The organism is Verrucomicrobiota bacterium (assembly GCA_019247695.1).
In the GTDB taxonomy this organism is placed as follows: Bacteria; Verrucomicrobiota; Verrucomicrobiia; order Chthoniobacterales; family JAFAMB01; genus JAFBAP01.
The window spans coordinates 1-17,211 of sequence record JAFBAP010000080.1 but is presented as its reverse complement, the minus strand read 5'-3'; the positions used below and the strand labels follow the sequence as shown (position 1 = coordinate 17,211).

At 59.8% G+C, this 17,211-nt stretch carries 15 protein-coding genes and 1 other RNA gene; 7 read left to right on the top strand and 9 right to left on the bottom strand.

Going from position 1 to position 17,211, the window contains the following annotated elements:
• Positions 1–2,024: FUSC family protein (locus tag JO015_08455; GenBank protein ID MBV9999130.1), on the top strand; the 2,024-nt coding region annotated here is incomplete at its 5' end.
• Between the two features lie 91 nt (positions 2,025–2,115).
• On the top strand, positions 2,116–2,649 hold the full coding sequence (locus tag JO015_08450; GenBank protein MBV9999129.1) for a hypothetical protein: 534 nt from the start codon (positions 2,116–2,118) through the stop codon (positions 2,647–2,649).
• A gap of 427 nt (positions 2,650–3,076) precedes the next feature.
• On the opposite strand, the gene JO015_08445 is transcribed toward JO015_08450, so the two are convergent.
• A complete protein-coding gene (locus tag JO015_08445; GenBank protein MBV9999128.1) occupies positions 3,077–3,238 on the bottom strand; it encodes a hypothetical protein in 162 nt (53 codons plus the stop codon).
• A gap of 54 nt (positions 3,239–3,292) precedes the next feature.
• On the opposite strand from JO015_08445, the gene JO015_08440 reads away from it, so the two are divergent.
• Positions 3,293–3,673 carry a hypothetical protein gene (locus JO015_08440; protein ID MBV9999127.1) on the top strand — a complete coding sequence of 127 codons (381 nt, stop codon included), beginning with the start codon at positions 3,293–3,295 and terminating at the stop codon, positions 3,671–3,673.
• Between the two features lie 15 nt (positions 3,674–3,688).
• Here the strand turns inward: JO015_08440 and JO015_08435 are convergent, their stop codons facing one another.
• From JO015_08435 to gmd, 7 genes are all read right to left on the bottom strand, one after another.
• Positions 3,689–4,111: a hypothetical protein gene (locus JO015_08435; protein ID MBV9999126.1), complete on the bottom strand. Its 423-nt coding sequence runs from the start codon at positions 4,109–4,111 to the stop codon at positions 3,689–3,691.
• A 406-nt stretch (positions 4,112–4,517) separates the two neighbouring features.
• Positions 4,518–4,867, bottom strand: a transfer-messenger RNA (tmRNA) gene (gene ssrA, locus JO015_08430).
• A gap of 94 nt (positions 4,868–4,961) precedes the next feature.
• Positions 4,962–5,408 (bottom strand): Rrf2 family transcriptional regulator, encoded by a 447-nt coding sequence (locus JO015_08425; GenBank protein MBV9999125.1) that lies wholly within the window; start codon positions 5,406–5,408, stop codon positions 4,962–4,964.
• 45 nt (positions 5,409–5,453) lie between these two features.
• Positions 5,454–6,740, bottom strand: a complete 1,287-nt coding sequence (locus JO015_08420) for a glycosyltransferase family 4 protein (GenBank protein ID MBV9999124.1) — start codon at positions 6,738–6,740, stop codon at positions 5,454–5,456.
• A gap of 44 nt (positions 6,741–6,784) precedes the next feature.
• Positions 6,785–7,243, bottom strand: coding sequence for a four helix bundle protein (locus JO015_08415; GenBank protein ID MBV9999123.1), 459 nt, complete (start codon positions 7,241–7,243; stop codon positions 6,785–6,787).
• A 142-nt stretch (positions 7,244–7,385) separates the two neighbouring features.
• Entirely contained in the window at positions 7,386–9,227 is a 1,842-nt protein-coding gene (gene asnB / locus JO015_08410; protein ID MBV9999122.1) for an asparagine synthase (glutamine-hydrolyzing), read from the bottom strand.
• A gap of 66 nt (positions 9,228–9,293) precedes the next feature.
• Positions 9,294–10,328 (bottom strand): GDP-mannose 4,6-dehydratase, encoded by a 1,035-nt coding sequence (gene gmd, locus JO015_08405; GenBank protein MBV9999121.1) that lies wholly within the window; start codon positions 10,326–10,328, stop codon positions 9,294–9,296.
• A gap of 273 nt (positions 10,329–10,601) precedes the next feature.
• Between gmd and JO015_08400 the strand changes: the two genes are divergently transcribed.
• Positions 10,602–12,563, top strand: coding sequence for an FkbM family methyltransferase (locus JO015_08400; protein ID MBV9999120.1), 1,962 nt, complete (start codon positions 10,602–10,604; stop codon positions 12,561–12,563).
• Positions 12,564–12,977: 414 nt separating this feature from the next.
• Here JO015_08400 and JO015_08395 read toward each other — a convergent pair whose 3' ends face one another.
• Positions 12,978–14,033: an NAD-dependent epimerase/dehydratase family protein gene (locus JO015_08395; GenBank protein ID MBV9999119.1), complete on the bottom strand. Its 1,056-nt coding sequence runs from the start codon at positions 14,031–14,033 to the stop codon at positions 12,978–12,980.
• A 275-nt stretch (positions 14,034–14,308) separates the two neighbouring features.
• Here JO015_08395 and JO015_08390 point away from each other — a divergent pair, with 275 nt between their 5' ends.
• The 3 genes from JO015_08390 to JO015_08380 form a co-directional block, all read left to right on the top strand.
• The gene (locus JO015_08390; protein ID MBV9999118.1) at positions 14,309–15,091 is read left to right on the top strand and encodes a hypothetical protein; all 783 of its coding nucleotides are present in this window, start codon (positions 14,309–14,311) and stop codon (positions 15,089–15,091) included.
• Positions 15,092–15,303: 212 nt separating this feature from the next.
• Entirely contained in the window at positions 15,304–16,029 is a 726-nt protein-coding gene (locus tag JO015_08385; protein ID MBV9999117.1) for an FkbM family methyltransferase, read from the top strand.
• 433 nt (positions 16,030–16,462) lie between these two features.
• The coding region (locus tag JO015_08380; protein MBV9999116.1) for a hypothetical protein at positions 16,463–17,211 on the top strand (749 nt) is incomplete at its 3' end.

The window sequence follows — 17,211 nt, the reverse complement described above, 5'->3', positions numbered from 1 at the left end:
TGCGGCTGGCCATCGTCTGCACCGCGATCGTCCTGGTGGCCGACACCTTCAGGTTGCCGTTCCAGGACCTCATGCCTTTTTTCATTTTGTTCATCACCAAGGAAGAGAAAGTCACCACGGCCGTCTCTGCGCTATTGGTCCTGGTCGCGGTTACCCTGGCCGTCGGGGCTTCCCTCCTGCTCTTCAAATACACCGGGGAGCGCCCCGAGTTTCGGGTTCCGGGCATCGCGGCGGAAATCTTTATCGGCATGTACTTGTTCCGGGTGCTCGCCATCGGAGCAGTTGGATGGATCCTGGGCTTCATCTGCGCCGCCTCGCAAAGCCTGGTGTACCTGTCCCCCGACCCGGAGGAAACGGTCCACCAGTTCCTGTGGCTCTGGGTGGCAATCGCGTTTCCGGTGGGCCTGGCCTGGGTGGCAAGCCTCTTGATCTTTCCGGTTTCACCGACCCGGTTGCTTCAGTACGAATTGGTGGCCGGTTGGCGCGCCGTCGGCGCCGCGACGGCGCACCTGGCCGCAGGTTCCCCGTCGGCCGGCACACGCTTGCTTCATCCGCTGGTCAAACGCGGCCCAACGCGTTTTCTCAAGCTTCGGAAACTCTCGTTGCTTGAGGCCCGTGCTTTGCAGGCGCAGGGGGGCCAGCTGACGCGCATGATTTTAACGCTCGACAAGCTCACGAAACTCATTTTTTCGTACGCTCGCGCGCGGCTGCGATCAACGGACCCCGGGGCGATTTCGCCGGCTGAAACCGCCCTGCTCGGCGAACTCAGGGCGAGCGCCCAACGCTTCGAGCGGGCATTCGAGGCAGGCTTGGTTCCGCCGGGCGTCGCGACCGGTTCCACGAAGACCGCCACGATACGGTCTCCGGCGCTTCAGCTCGTCGAAGCCGCCCACACGATCGAAGATCTGGGCGCGCTCAACACCGATCCTGAGAACCCGCCGCCGGGAGCCGGCCCCCGGCCAAAGCGATCCCTTTTTGTCGCGGACGCTTTTCGTAATCCAAGGCACGCGCAATTCGCCCTTAAGGTCACGCTGGCGGGCATGATCGGTTACCTGTTCTACACGGCCAGCGATTACTACGGCATCCACACGGTGTTTTACACGCCCCTGATCATCGCGCTGGGTAGTACCGGGGCCAGCATTCACAAGGGGGTACTCCGAATTGCCGGCTGCGTCCTCGGGGGCGCATTAGGCCTGATCTGCACCGTCTGGTTGATCCCCAGGTTCGAATCCCTGGGGGCGTTCCTGCTGATCATATTCTGCGTCCATAGTTTGGCCGCATGGATCGCTTTAGGCAGCGAGCGGATCTCCTACCTGGGGCTTCAAGTGGCGATGGCCTTTGATCTCGGCGTGCTGCAGGGCTACGGGCCGCCCACAAAGATTGACCCGCTCCGGGATCGGTTCATCGGCATCATGCTGGGCATCTGCATCCTCAGCGTCGTTTTCTCGCTCGTCTGGCCGGAGGGCGCTGAGTCGATGGTCCGCGAGCGACTGGCCGTTTGTCTCGGTGCGATCGCTCGGCTTTTACGCCTTGGCCATTCAGGCGACGCTTCTCAGGGTTCGGTATTGCAACGGGAACAGGTCGAATTGGAAATCGCGTCTCGGCTCTCGGAGGCCCACGCGTACGAAGAACAAGCCGTTTTCGAGGCCCTGCTTTATGGATCCGGGGTGACGGAGGGAGCACGCCTGGAGCAGGCTTCGGCAGGGGTGGACGAACTTTACATCGCTTGCCTGCCGTGGGTAAGGGAGCAGGCATCGTTGGGATCAACCGCTCAAGACGGCGAGCGCCCGAAGGCGGGGCGAGAAATGACCGAGCATTTTGCCGGTGCGGTCGAAGCGTTCGCCGATTCCATAGGGAGATCTCGCCACCCATCCGCCGGCCGGCCGCCATTGCGCGCGGACGGTCTGCTGGAAGAAAACGATCGCGGCATCAGTGAAAGCTCCGATTCCGATAGCCTCAGGCAGCTTTCCTGGACACTGTTGCAATTGCAGGACCAGGTACCCCCCGCAGCGCGTTGTACTTAGAGGCTGCCGGCAATACTCGTATGCTTTAAGGCCCAGTAGGATGCATTTTTCGGAACAAAACCCAATGCGAGAAGCCGTACTCCGTCACGCCATGCGCAAGATCGCTTCTAAGCAAGGGACGCCTTGTGCGCTCGCCATTCTACTACTGCTGCTGGCGTGGTTTCCGCCCGATCTGAGGGCGCAACGCGCGCTTAAATTTAGCCCGAAGGTGATGGAGGTGCTGAACATGCCTCCGCTAGAAATAAAGAATGACGACGCGCCACTCCTTCGACTCAAAAAAGAGCGGTTCAACGCCGCATTAAACGAAGCCAAAGCACGGTTCGACCTGTACAAACGCGGCCTGACGCGGCTACCTGACCTGATCGACGTCGGCGAAAGGCTGTTCGGCGCCGAAGTGGACCTCTACGACAAGCCGGAAGAAAGGGCTCAGGTTCTTGAAAGACACCTTGCCATCTATAATGAAGCGAAGGCGAACCTCGAGAAACAGGTTAAAGAGGGATTAGCCACGCAAGCCGATCTTGAGCGCTTGCGATATAACATAGCGTCGGTTGAGATCGAGCTTCTTCAAACAAAGGACGCTCAGGCGAAGCCCGGATCGACGCCGCAAGCTTCACCACAACAGTAAGAGAGCGGTAGACCCCGGGCCTCAGACCACCATGCTCTGCAGCGGCAGCCCAAGGGGATACGCGTGCTGACCACATCGGGCCGAAAACCTCCGTTAAGATCGGCGGTATTGAGGTCAAAAATTGCGCTTTTGTCGTTTGACCACGCCATTTTTGCGGGTGCCGATCTGAAATTGGTCTGATTGTGCCGATTTGAACGTGGACGTTTTGGGGTAGCCGGGCCAAAGGCTCTTCGTCCGGCTTGGGTTTTTCCGTTCTCTTTCACACAAAGGTCTTCTTCTTTTTGGGTTTTCTTTCCGGCCGGGCCAGCGCGCACCGCGCGGCAGGTTGAGGTTCTTTTACCCCGGCCATGAGCGCGCCCCTTTCCGGCAAGTGCCTCCACTGCAAGGCAGCCTTTGTCCCGTGTGCAAATCATCGCACCACCCAGCGCTACTGCGCTAAGCGCGGATTCTCAAGGGAGTCGCGCCCGAGAAGCAGGTGGCCCTGCTGCAATGGCGGGAGCGGCTGAATCGTTACGGCGACAACGACGAGATTCTCGCGCTGACCGGGTAGCTTGATACGTGCGTCGGCTTGGTAAACGACTTGGCGCATCAGGCAAATGCGGCGAACCTAACCGACGCCCAGGTTGCAGCGATCCGTAAAGGGTTGAGCGCAGACGTTGCGCGAGAGGCCGGCCGGTTCCAGAACGACCGGTTCATCGTCAACTGGACGCTGGTGGCGATCATCGCGGCCCTGTCGTTCGCTGCCGGCGTTACGGCGGCGATCGTCTGGCAAAGCAACGGCAGGCAGGCTGAAGAGCGGGCCTGGATGCAGAGCCCTGAATACCTGGTCGGCCAGGCCGTCCGAAACATCAACGGGCACCTCGGTTACATCGGGAGCTCGGACGGCCGCAGCTTCACCGTCACGATCGGCCCGAAACCGGGCCCCTGGGTTGCGGCACCGCCGCACGTCGACGGCTACGGTACGGTCCTGGTGACATTCCACGATCCAAAAGTTGGGCCCGCGGTCTCGGGGCGGGGACATTAATGCCTTCGCGCCAACTTATTTGTCATCCTCAGCCTTCTCGCCCCTCTTCTTCTCTTCCTGCCATCTGGCGTAGAAAAGAGCTGCCCCGGACGGTCCGGCGACAGCCAGCACTCCCACAATCATCTCCCGAAGGTCATTAAGTTTCCCGATACTCATACCATAACCAGCTAGGACCATCAGCGACAGGATGATTGCTCCAGAGAAGACCATGGCCCGAGTGGCAAGAACGGCCCTGTGCGCCCTTTCGTTTTGCCGGTCTACGAGTTGAGCCTTAAGGGACTCTTGAGAAAACTCGTGAGCATTAAGGAGGTTCTGTTCCTCGAGCGTCAGCTCTTTAGAGCGTAGGTCTTGCTCGCGCTTTTTTAGGTCCAACTCCTCCTTCTGGAGGACGACGAACTCTTTAAAGAGTTCAAGCTGCTTTTCATCAACGATCGGCATCGGAAGCTGCCGATCGCGTTCATCATGAGGCATGTACGGCTCGGACAAGTGGTCGCTTATAGACAACTTCTAAGCGTCCAAAATGCTTTCGTCCAAGTTCTGCGGGCAGGAATACAACTTTGCTGATGTTGCCCTTCTGCTCGTCGGCAAGCTTTAGATAACGCCGGGGGGACACACGTTCCCGATGCACGATTGTGTGACGTCCGAAGCCCATAAGATCACTCTCCAGAAATTTTTCGTGGTGGCAATAGGAAACCTTCCTATTTTGCTTTCCCGCTTCCACAGATTTCCACCAGCTATAACAAGCGTCGAAAACCTGAGATGCTTAAGTTAAGCTATAGATGTGTTATTGGCCCCGTTATTACTCGGATAATAACTCCATCATAAGTTCCTCAGCGCGAGGGACTTGGAGGCGAGGGGAGTCGAACCCCTGTCCTCAAGGCCGTCAAACCAAGCCTCTACATGCTTAGCTGGCCATAATAGAGCAGGTGACGCTGGCCAGCGGGCTACACCTGCCCTTTGCATCCACGAAATTTTTCTCGCCCTCCGGTGCGGTTGCTCCACCTTCAGGCCAGCCTGCTGTCGTCGCTCCCGGCCTTAGCAGGCATCCGGCCGGGAACGTCACGGTCAATTAAGCCGCGAGTGCCAGTTCTTGGTTGGCAGTTATTTTTTTGACCCGATTTTTAACGAGGCCAACGAGTCATCCTCGGCATGCCGCCTGGTCTTCAAACCCCGAGTCGAAACCAGTACGCCCCCATTTTTGAGAGGGAAGAAGATACCCCGATCCGGCGGGAAAGCAAGCGGCGGCGAGACCGGAGCGAGTTCGCCCCGGGGGGTTAAACCGGTGCGGCTAAATTTCAAACACCAGAACGTGTTCGCCGCGCGCTTCGTCCAGTAAATCCTGAATGGTTTTATTCCCGAAAAGATCCCGCAGCTGGTCGCGAGCCTGGCGCATCAGCGGCCGTAACGGGCAATGCACCGGGTCGGGACACCCGCACGCGTCAATCGACCGTTCCAGCGCACACGGTAACGGTGCAATCGGCCCGTCCAGCGTCTCGATAATATCCAGAACCGCCATTTCGGAAGGCCGCTTGCGCAAGGTGTAGCCGCCGCCCACGCCGCGTTTGCTGGTGAGCAGGCCTTCATTTCGCAAGGTTAAGAGGATTTGCTCTAAGAATTTGACCGGGATGTTGCCGCGTTCTGAAACTTCCTGGATCTGGTGAACTTTCTCGGGGCAATCTTTGGCAATCAGAAGCAGAGCCCGCAGGGCATACTCCGCTTTACGAGAAATCCGCATACAAAATTCTTAGACGTGCTCGAAACACAAATAACATCCACAAACCTACCTTGGTTGGCAAGTTCGACGGATCCCCCGGATGCTCAAGATGCGCCAATAGACGCTTTCGTACCTGCCGGCGATGTTCTCAAGGTCAAATCGCGACGCTAATTTCCAGCTTTCACGCCGCATGGCCAGCAGGGCGGCCGGATCGGCCAACAATTTTCGCAACGAAGTAGTCCAGCTTTCCAAGGCGTTCGGTTCAAGCAGGAAACCGTTGCGGCCATCTTCCACGAGGTCGCGCAAGGGCGGCAGGTCCGAAGCGACGATGGCCAGACCAAATTTCAGACCTTCCAGTAACGCCAGCGGCAGCCCTTCCACCGTCGAGGGAAACACCAGGGCGTCGCTTCCGGCCAGCATCGCGTCGACTTCCGCCCGCTGGAGCCAGCCGTGAAACCGGATCTGGTCCTGAAGTTGACGGGCTTCCACGAACCGTTTCAGTACCGGCCCATCCTCACCTGCGCCGACGACATCCAGGGTCCAGGGCGATGCCTTGAGCTCAGCGAGTACGCGGAAAAGGAACGGCAAATTTTTTTGCGGGTTAAGGCGGCCCACGAACAGGAGCCGGGGCTGCGAGGGCAGGACCGCCGGTCCGGGCGGGGCCGGCCGGTCGCGAAGGTCGACTCCGTTCGGGATCAGGTCGGGGCGGCACCCGTAAGCTTTTTCCGCCAGGCCCGCGACGAACCGGCTTACGGTGGTCACCGCGGCGGCGTGCTTCCACACCGGCCGGATTGCCGGGTCCAACCACCGGAACAGCCGGTCGGTCTGTTCCGGAATTGCGCTCGGAACGTCACCGAGATGGGCGGTGATGACGTAGGGAACGCGGCCCAGGACTGAGGCCGCGAGGGCCAGCGGCCCCGTCGGCACCGCAAAATGGGCATGGATGATCTCGGGTCGAAACTCGCGCAGGTGCCGGAGAACCGGTAAAAAGCTCGTGACCAGGTAGCCGGCCATTTCGACCGGGGTGCACCGGTCCGGACGCCGCCGGAATCCCCAGGTTCGATAGAGTTCCAGGTTAGGATGAACCTCGCGTTTGGGCATCCCGAACAGCCGGATGGTTTGGATCCTGACTTGATGACCGCGCCGGGCCAGCGCCTCCGCCACATCACGCGCCGCCCGCCCCCCGCCGCCCCCGACCGGCGGCCATTCGTAGCAGAGAATCAGGATACGGAAGCGCTCGGAGTTCGGGGTTCGGAGTTCGGAGTTCGGAGTTCGGGGTTCGGCGTTCGGGGTTCGGCGTTCGGGGTTCGGAGTTCGGAGTTCGGAGCTCGGGGTTCGGAGTTCGGGGTTCATTTTCTCACCCTGGTCGACGTGTCACGGAATCCGGTGCTGACCGGTCAATGCGCGCCCTTTTGCGGGACGTCGTCTCTTGGAGGATCTTGGAAATTCCGTTCGGCATCCGCGTGCAGCCTTCGAAGCTTGAATTTGCGACCCTGTAAATCCGAGTCATTTAGGTACCGCATCAAACCACCAAGCATTCTACTTGCCTCCACTCCCAAGCGGTCAATGACCTCGAGTTCCTGATGGCTGATTAGGCCGTTATCAAACGCGTAAAGCATCTGCCCGCGGAGTTCGCCCACAGATCCCTTTGCTTGTGATAAAAACTGCGCAAATTCTTTATTGCCGTCGCGCTCGAAACCTTCGGCAAAGTTGGCGTACACTGAGATCATCGCCTTTCGCATTTGGTGGACCAGTTCAGGGTCACGAGCGAATCGGCCCTTTTTCAGTAGCTTCGCCAGCTCGCACGCGAATGCCCTGCATCGTTGGAAGGCAGCGAATTCCGTAAATTCTTCCATTCATAACTTTGTAATATGATGTTATGTGTATGGCAATCCCTGCCTTGTTCCCCCATCAGAGGATGCCAGCGGCGAAAAGGCGAACTCCGAACTCCGAACCCCGAGCTCCGAACTCCGAACCCCGAGCTCCGAACTCCGCCACTCACCTGGCAAGCCATTCGTTCAGCAGCCACGCGTTCCACAGGTAGAGCCGGTGATCCGCCCGGCGCGCCTGGTGTTCGCTGAGTTTGGATTCGAAATAGCCTGGTCGATAACGTGCGCGGGTCAGGCGCTCGTTTGACGCCTGCGGGAGGGAGCCGTCCAGGAACCATTTGCCGACCGGCACGCCGAACCCTTTCTTCTTTCGATTCAGAATCTCATCCGGCAACACCCCTTGCAGCGCCCGTTTGAGGATCCACTTGGTTTGCCCCTCGCGGAATTTCAGGTTTGCCGGCATCCGGCGCGCCAGTTCCACCACCTCCGGGTCCAGGAAGGGGCAACGCGCTTCGAGGCTGTTCATCATGCTTGCGCGGTCGACCTTGGTCAGGATGCAATCCTGCAGGTAAAGCTTTATGAAAAATTGTTGGGTACGGGCCACCGGATCCAGGTGACGGCAGCTTTCCCAGGCGGCGATCGCTTCCGAGTAAAGGTCTTCCGGATCGATTTTTTCGTGGAACAACGCGGCGAGTTCGCCCGGCTCGAGCGGCCCCATCCAGATCGGCAGCCAGAGGCGGTCGGGAAAGGCAAGGCCTCGCAAGGCACGTTTAACCTTGAAGTCGAGGCTTAGGTTGTGGTGGCTCACCGGGAGCCGGCTGGCCAGGAGCGCGATCCCGAAATGCAGCGGTTTCGGGATTGACCGGGTATACCATTCCGCTCGTTGCAATGCCTTGAAGGGATCGTATCCGCAGAAAAGTTCATCACCGCCATCGCCTGCGAGGCAAACGGTCACGTGTTCCCGGGCAAAACGGCACAGCAGGTAGGTGGGCAGCAAGGACGAGTCACCCATCGGTTCATCGAGCCGGTCGATGATCCGGGGGAGCAGCGCCTTGGATTCCTCCAACGAGCAGGTCTGCTCAAAATGGCTGGTGCGCAGCAGGGAAGCGACCAGGCGGGCAAACCGGCTCTCGTCAAAACTCGGTTCCTGAAATCCGACGGTGAACGTTTTCAGGTCGCTTACGGTTCGCCGGGCCAGGGCGGCCACGGCGGATGAATCGATGCCGCCGCTGAGAAATACGCCCAGCGGCACGTCCGAGAGCAACCGGCGTCGCACCGCCCGTTCCAGTTTTTCGGCCAGTTGATGCGCCGCAACCTCGGAGTCCATGCCTTCTTCGGGTTCAGGCACGTATTCCCAGTACCGCTCGATCCTGAACTCGCCCGACTCCACGTTGAACCGGAACCAATGGCCCGCGGGCACTTTATGCACCCCCTGAATCAACGAGTGCGGCGCCGGGATGTAACCGTAGGCGAAATATTTCTTGAGCGCCCCCTGCGAGACCGCTTTCGGCACATTCGGGTGTTTCAGCAGGCCGGACAGCTCCGAGGCAAACACGAAATCCCGGCTCCGCTGCCAGTAGTAAAGCGGTTTTTTTCCGAAACGGTCCCGGGCGCCGAAGAGCAGCTTCTTTTCACGGTCGTAAACCACGAAGGCGAACATCCCGTTGAGCCGTTCCAGCACGGCGGCACCCCAGCGGGCGTAACCGTACAGCAGCGTCTCGGTATCGGAATGATCGCTGGAAAACCGGCAGCCTTCCGCCTCCAGGTCCCGGCGCAGCTCGCCATGATTGTAGATTTCGCCGTTAAAAATCAGGGCGAACTGGCCGTCGGGCGTTGCCATCGGCTGGCGGCCGCCCTTCAGGTCGATGATCGCCAGCCGGCGAAACCCCAGGTAAACCGGCGGGTCCTGACGGAAGTTTTCTTGATCAGGTCCGCGGTGAGCCAGCGCCCGCGTCATTTCTTCCAGAACGCGTAACGAGCCGCTGCCGGTGAAACCTGCGATGCCGCACATGCTCGCAACGGTTACAACGGTCCGCCGGCGGCATGTACGGCGCAAAGGCCATCTGGAAAGCCGGTCTCAAAGGCCGAGGGTGCGGGGTTCACGGGCGCGAATCTCCTGCGGGTTCTGCCACCGGCCCTGCACCAAGGCCAGGTCGGCGTCAACCATGATGCCGACCAGTTCGTTGAAGCGCACCCGCGGCTCCCAGTCCAATTGGCGCTTGGCTCTGGCGGGGTTGCCGATCAGCAGGTCGACCTCGGCGGGCCGCTCATAGCGTTTGTCGAAGCGCACGAACGCCTTCCAATCCAGGTCGACGTGCGCAAAGGCCGCTTCGACGAATTCCTTGACCGAGTGCGTCTCGTTGGTCGCCAGCACGTAATCGTCGGGCGCGTCCTGTTGCAGCATGCGCCACATGCCCTCAACGTACTCCGGCGCATAACCCCAGTCGCGCCGGGCATCCAGGTTGCCCAGGTACAACGTCTGGTCCAGGCCCGCCTTGATCCGCGCCACCCCCCGGCTGATCTTGCGCGTCACGAACGTTTCGCCGCGCCGCGGGCTTTCGTGGTTGAACAAAATGCCGTTGCTGGCGTGCAAGCTGTAGCTTTCGCGGTAGTTGACCGTCGCCCAGTAGGAAAAAACCTTGGCGACCCCGTACGGGCTGCGGGGCCAGAAAGGCGTCGCCTCCGTCTGGGGCACCTCCCGGACTTTGCCGAACATTTCGCTGGAGGACGCCTGGTAGAAGCGGGGACGCACCCCGGCTTCACGGATGGCTTCCAGGATACGGATCGTGCCCACGGCCGTCACATCGGCGGTGTACTCCGGGATGTCGAAGCTGACGCGCACGTGGCTTTGCGCCGCCAGGTGATAAATCTCGTCCGGCTGCAATTCGTACAGGAGCTTGACCAGGTTGACCGAATCGGCCAGGTCGCCGTAGTGGAGAAACAAGCGCACCCCGTGCACGTGGGGGTCCTGGTACAAGTGGTCAATGCGGGCGGTATTGAATGTGCTGGCCCGCCGGATGATGCCGTGCACTTCGTAGCCTTTGGCCAGCAACAGATCGGCCAGGTAGGATCCGTCCTGGCCCGTGATGCCCGTGATTAAAGCTCTTTTCATAACAAATCGACCGTGGCGCCCGGCCCCCTGGCCAGTAAGGGCCTCACACCAATAGCGGCAAAGCCTGAGCCGTCAACCGTTTTGCACCGGGCGTCTTTGTACCTTTGATCCATCCACGGCGGGGTTGAAAGGCTGAAATCAGAAAGTTAATTGCTTTTGCGACGTAAACGGACATTTTTGCCGCCGCTGCATCCGCCGCCCGAACCGGCGCGGGGCGGCGCCGCTCAAGCGGGTTTGATCCGAAAATGAAAGTAGCCAGTTAAGGTCATGGGGATGATTTCTTCTCGCGTGAACGCCCTGATCAGGAACGCGCGACTTGCTTACGACGACGTTCGCCAGACGTTCTATGACAACTTCATGCCGGGCGCGGAGCTCGCCAAGGTCCCGGCGGGGCGTTTCCATCACGGCATCGCGGTCGTCACGCCCAACGAAGTCAGCGACCGGCACGGAACCGGGGTAATCCTCAGGCGTTGCTTTGGCCGCACCCCGGGCATCCTGTCGATACGCTCGACCGATTTGCACGGTGAACACGATTTCGGCGACTTTTCGGTTCGGTTCGGCCAGGGTGACCTTTCGCGGTTCGATTTTTACGAGCGTCTGATCGCGTTGCTGCGGGGCAACACTTTCAATTACGCCATCTGCGTTCCTTACCTCGCCGATGAACTGCTCACCTCGATCGCCCTGAAGGAGCTTTTCGGGCTCAAGCTCTGCGTCTACCTGATGGACGACAACTACCTGGTGACGAAAAGAATCCCGGAGCCGTTGATGCGTGAGGCCTTGGAAAAGGCCGATCTCCGCCTGGCCATTTCCCCGGAAATGCGGGAAGGCTACGAGAACAAGTTCCGGCTTAAGTTCTGGCTCCGGCCGCCCGTGGTCACGCCGGAGTCGATCTGTTCGCAGGCCAGGCTGCCGTCCGGCGAGTCGCTGGCGAGTCGGCGGGGCATCGTGGTGGGCAGCCTGTGGAGCGCGCAGGCGCTGAAGTGGCTGGCGGAGGCGGTCTCCAGGTCGGGCTTGCAGGTGGACTGGTACGGGAACTCCGATGCCTCGTGGCTCAACGTGGACGTTAACCAGCTGGCGCGCCAGGGAATCCGCGTCTGCGGCTTCATCGAAGAGGCTCGCCTGGCGGAAATCATCCGGCAGTATCCGTACGCCATCGTGCCTTCGGGCACCCTGGCGCACGACGATTCGCGCATCGAGATCGCCCGGTACAGCCTGCCGACTCGCATGCCTTTCCTGCTCGCGATCGGCAACATCCCGACCATCGTCCTCGGAAGCCCGCTGACGGCGGCCGGCCGCTTTGTCGAACGGTTCAAATTCGGCCAGGTGGTCCCTTACAACGGGCAAGCCCTGCGCGTCGCCGTCGAACGCATTTGTCTGCCGGACGTTCAACGCCGGATGCGTGAGGCCGCCGCCGCGTCCGCCACCAAATTTTCTTCAGAAGGAGCCGGTAAATGGATCCTGGCCTCGATGGACGCCGGCGAACCCGTTTCCAGGGAAATGGAGGAGGCGATCCCGCGGCAGCCGGGCGACTCGGCGATTTATATCCGGTCAAAAGTTCCCGACGATATCCTGCCGGACTTTGCCGACCTGTACCGGGGGCTGGAGCGCTTGAAGCAGCGTGAAGGCTTTAACCCTGATTTCGTCGTCGACGTAGGAGCCTCGACCGGCGTCTGGTCGGAGACGGTCAGCCGCCTTTTCCCTGACGCACGGTTTTTGCTGTTCGAGCCGCTCTACACCGTTTACGTCCAGCGCCTTTCCTACCTGCGGAAGGTTTCTCCCCCCGGCGAAGTCTTCGAGCTCGCCCTCGGGACGGAGGCAGGCAAAGTCAGGTTCCGCGTTTCCTCCGACCTGTACGGAAGCACGGTGCTGGAACCGGAGGACAGCCGGGGTTACCAGGAAATCTCCGTGCCCATGACCACCCTGGATGAAATCCATGCCGAGTGGAAAGTCCAGGGCCGGGGCCTGCTCAAACTCGACGTGCAAGGGGCCGAACATCTGGTTCTCGCCGGCGCGAAATCGTTCCTCCCGCAGGTGGACGTCCTGATCGTCGAGCTCTCCCTGTTTTCACTGACGCCCGGCGCACTCGGCATGGAGGAAATGCTGCCGCTGCTCACGGAGCATGGGTTCGAATACTACGACGACGTGGGAGAATGGCGCTCCCCGGCCGACGGGCGCCTCCTGCAGAAGGACGTCACGTTTATCCGGCGCGGATTGGTCCCGCACCGGCCGGAGTGACGCCAAGTTCGGTCACACGGCGGGCACAACGTAAGAGTGCACCCGGTCACACGGCGGCCACGGCGGGATTGGCGGGCACGACGTAAGAGTTCACACGGTCACACGGCGGGCACAGCGGGTGTGGCGGGCACAACGACTGAGTTCACACGGCGAACACGGCGGACCACGGCGACCACGGCGGGAAGAAGGGGGAACGAGTTCGGAGCGGCAGCATGGGGGGAGATGCGAGTGTCAACGTTAGAGTTGCCGCCAGGTCCTCTCAATCTGTGTAATCTGTGGATGTTTCCTCTTTTCTGCGTGTTCTGCGGATTATTCTGTCTTTCCGCCGTGGTCCGCCGTGGTCGCCGTGTGAACTCAGTCGTTGTGCCCGCCAAACCCGCTGTACCCGCCGTGTGACCGAACTCGGAAGGCAGCTCACCCCGTTACGCGCTGGATCCAGGAGTCGTAAATTTCCTGGAACGTGGTCACGAGGTCCTTGGTGATATTCCAGCTCGGGTAATGCGCCCGCATTTTCGTCAGGTCCGAAATGTAACAGATGTGATCGCCTTTCCGGTTCCGGTCAACGTACTCGTACCGCATCGGTTTCGAGGAGATCTTTTCGATCAGGGAAAAAGCCTCCAGGATCGAGATCGAGTTTTCGCGGCCGCCGCCAAGGTTGTAAACCTCGCCCTGCCTTGGGTTCCGGATAAACTCCTTCATGAACTGGACCACATCATACGAATGGATGTTGTCCCGCACCTGCTTTCCCTGGTAGCCGAAAATCTTGTAGGTCTTTCCCTCCAGGTCGCACCGGATCAGGTAACTGAGAAACCCGTGCAGCTCGACGCCCGAATGGTTGGGCCCCGTCAAACAGCCTCCGCGCAGGCAGCACGTCGGCATCCGGAAATAACGGCCGTACTCCTGCACCATGACGTCGGCCGCGACTTTTGAGGCGCCGAAGATGGAATGGGTCGAATGATCGATCGAAAACGTTTCCTTGATCCCGTTTGCGTACTCGGGGTCCGCATAGTCCCAGCGCGTCTCCGTTTCCACCAGGTTCAACCGGTTAGGCGCATCCCCGTACACTTTGTTTGTCGACATGTGGACAAAGGGGGACTCAGGCGCGAACCGGCGGGCTGCCTCCAGCAAATTCAGGGTGCCGGTGGCGTTTACGTCGAAGTCGTCGAAAGGCCGCGACGCGGCCAGGTCATGGCTCGGCTGCGCCGCGGTGTGCACGAGGGCGTTCGGCCGGAGCTTTTCGACTAACCCTAAAACGGCCGGCCGGTCCCGGATATCGATGGCGTGGTGGTGAAAATCAGACAGGCTCTCTTTCAGGCGGCGCGTGTTCCAGGAAGTGTCGCCCTGCGGCCCGAAGAAGTCGGCTCGCATGTTGTTGTCGACCCCGTGAACCTCCCAGCCTTCGCCGGAGAAAAACGAGACGACTTCACTGCCGATCAACCCGCTTGACCCCGTCACCAATAACCTTTTCACGGGAACTCCATGGGCTGAAGGCCAACATTCGTCAAGCCGGGGAATTGAATTGACGGGGCAGCCGGCGCTCCGGAACCACCGGCCGGATCGTGTTTCGGGCATCGTCAGGCCGGTTGTTTAACAATTTTAATATTTGAAATAAAAATAGCTTTTAAATATATATTCTAAGTCTCATATGTAGGTGTCGGGCCCGTTTCAGCTACCTTCCGCCTCGCGCGCGATGGCCGAACGCGGTCCCTGAACCCATGCAAGGAAGCTCCTCATCAACAAACACCATGAAATCCCTCCTCAGAAATGCGTGGCTGCTCGTCAGTTTAGCGGCCGCCATCAACGCACTTAGCCCTGTGGCACGCGGTGGCGCGTTGCCTGCTCCAAGTGTTATCGGCCTTAGCCTCCTTTTCGAGGGGCCGACGACGCCCGGCCTCGACGGCAATTCCCGGCTCGTCTTTGATATTGTCGACTCGACCGAGACGCAAATTTTAGGGTCAAACCTTTGGATCCTCGATCCGAACGGAAACTTTTTGGCGGCGGCTTCACCGTCACTCCCAAGCACGGGTACCAACGTTGGTCTGAACAGCACTCTCCTGGTGCAGGGTCAGGCGGATGGAAACACCACGGTCGTGTTTCTTTTTGGGAATGTCTCTGGGCTGGAGGCAGGCGTTACTTCGTTCGGCGTCTGGACGTACAACCCGTCGGGCCGACTCATTGCCAGCGCCAGTTACGGTCCCTATGCAAACACTGTCGTCTCAGATCTCACTTGGTCCCAGTCCACGGGCAAGTTGCTGGTAAAATGGACAAGTGGCGGAAGCGGTGTTTTGGTTCCCGGGACGGGGACTGTGTCCGCGTGGACGGTCAACGAATTTGGAGGCATCGACACCGCCGCCGGCCCTTTCGGCCCCTTTGCCGGTACCTTGCTGTCAAAAATCATCTTGCTGAAGGATGGAACGCAGCAATGGATTTGGGCCAGCCAGAACAGCAACGCTACGATCACGACGGCGGTGTGGTCGATCAGTTCCTCCGGTCAGGTCCGAGCGGTGCGGCAGTTCGGCCCGTTTTAGGCGTACGCGTTGCGGGCGTTGTTCCCATAGAGCGCCACCCGCCCTTGTCTGCCGGCAAGGGCGCCGGCCTTTTTTAGCCTCCCGGCCGCGCGGTTGCCGCGGCCAGGAAAAGCCGGCTAGACCGGAAGGATCCGGTTGTGGCGGGCGATTCGTCCGCCGGTTGATTTGCCAAGCGAACCGGGAAGCCGTACGAATGCTCCATTTGCAAGACCATGGAGACTGCGGAACCCGAGAAGGATTTTTATCGTGAGGAACAATCCATTTATCGGGCGCTGGCTGCGGCGGGCTTTGCGCCTGGAGTCATCTATGACGTCGGCGCGGCCATCTGCGGCTGGTCGCAGGCCGTGTCGGCCATATTTCCGCAGGCCGGGTTTCACCTTTTCGAGCCGCTGATCGATCACCTGCCTGAGTTTCAGGCCGGTTCGAACCGGGTCCTCAGCACGCATCCCGCTTTTATCCTGCACCGCATGGCGCTCGGGGTTTTTAACGGGCGAACCAGGATGGCTTCCGACCGCGTCGGTTTTGGCGCGACCACTCTGCTGCAGGAAAAGCGCGGCGTCCTCACGGAGGTTTACGAAGTGCCCATTCACCGCGTGGACACGCTGGTCGCCGGCGGCAAGGTCCCGCCGCCTGACCTCTTGAAAATGGACGTTCAGGGGGCCGAACTGGACGTGCTGAAAGGCGCCGGCAAGCTCCTCGAGCGAATCAAGGTTATTGAACTCGAGGCATGGCTGAAACGAGAGTACTGGGGCTTGACTCCGCTGTTCCACGAGGTGATCGAATTTTTGGCCGGCCACGAATTTCGATTGATCGAGATCGGCGGTCATTTCTACGACCAACAGCACGAACTTTACGCCTTGAGCGGCTATTTTGTTCATGCCGACCTTCTCCAGGTAATCGGGCCGCGGTTAAAGGCCGGCCCAATATCCCAGTCGTAAGTAACCTCCAGGCCTTGCGCAGGGGCGACTACCGCCACGCCGGTCTCAACGCCTGCCCGATAAACGGCCTGTCCTACGGCTAATACCATTTCGACGGGCATGAAGGTAAAATCTGGTCTTCCTTCCCAGGTGCCCTGCCGGATTTAAACCTATTAGACCGTATAAATTGTCTTAGGCCCAACGGGCGCCCCGTTCCGGGCGCCGGCTGATGCTGCCCTGAGCAGTGCCGCTCTCGGGGTATTTTGTAGGATTGAGATAATTAATATCAGCAATATTAGGCACTTTTATCAAATATTATATTGATATTCAATAGAAAGAACATAATATCACACCGTTCGCCAGCCCTTTGTCCGCGTCCGCACCGTCGCCGGCCGGGCAATGGCGCCCAGGACACCCAGACAACCAACCTCCCTTCTTCCGGTAACAGAATGTTATGAAACCCCTGATCAAGAGCGCGTGCCTGATTATAAGTCTGGCCGCTACCTTCACCGTCGTCACCCCTCAGATATGCGCCGGTGAGGACGGCTATTTTGGCTTCGGAGGCGTTCCGGCTCCCGGTGAAACCTCCAACGGAAATACGTCAACGGCCGGACTCGACGGCAATCTCCGGCTCCTCTTCGGCATTTTGGGTCTGAGCAACCCGATTGTGCCTGTCCCCGTTTATCTCGGGGCGAACCTCTGGGTAGTAACCCCGAGCGGTGACGTGACGGCCGCGGTTTCAGTGCCCCTCCCAAGTGATGTCACGCCCGAAGCTACCAGCCTCTATGTCCAAGGCCAGGCCGATGGGAATACGACCGTGCTGTCCAGCCTCCCGGACAACTCTATCAGCGTCACGACGTATAATAGTTCCGGCACAGTGATTGCGAGCGCCGTTTACGGCCCATTCACAAATACGACCGTCAGGAGCGTTAAACGGCAGGAATCCACCGGCAAATTTTTGGTGACGTGGGCTATCACCCTGCCTGACATTGAAGGGATCGAATACTCCGCGTGGACCGTGAATGAATACGGCGGCATCGACACGGCTGCCGGCCCCTACGGCCCCTTCGACAGGACGACTTTCGAGGAAATCAGTTTGCTGAAAGATGGCAGTCAGGAATGGATCTGGGCAACCAGTGGGCCAAACCAGGGCAGCTTCTCTCCCACCACCGTTACGACCGTCTGGTCGATAAACGCATCGGG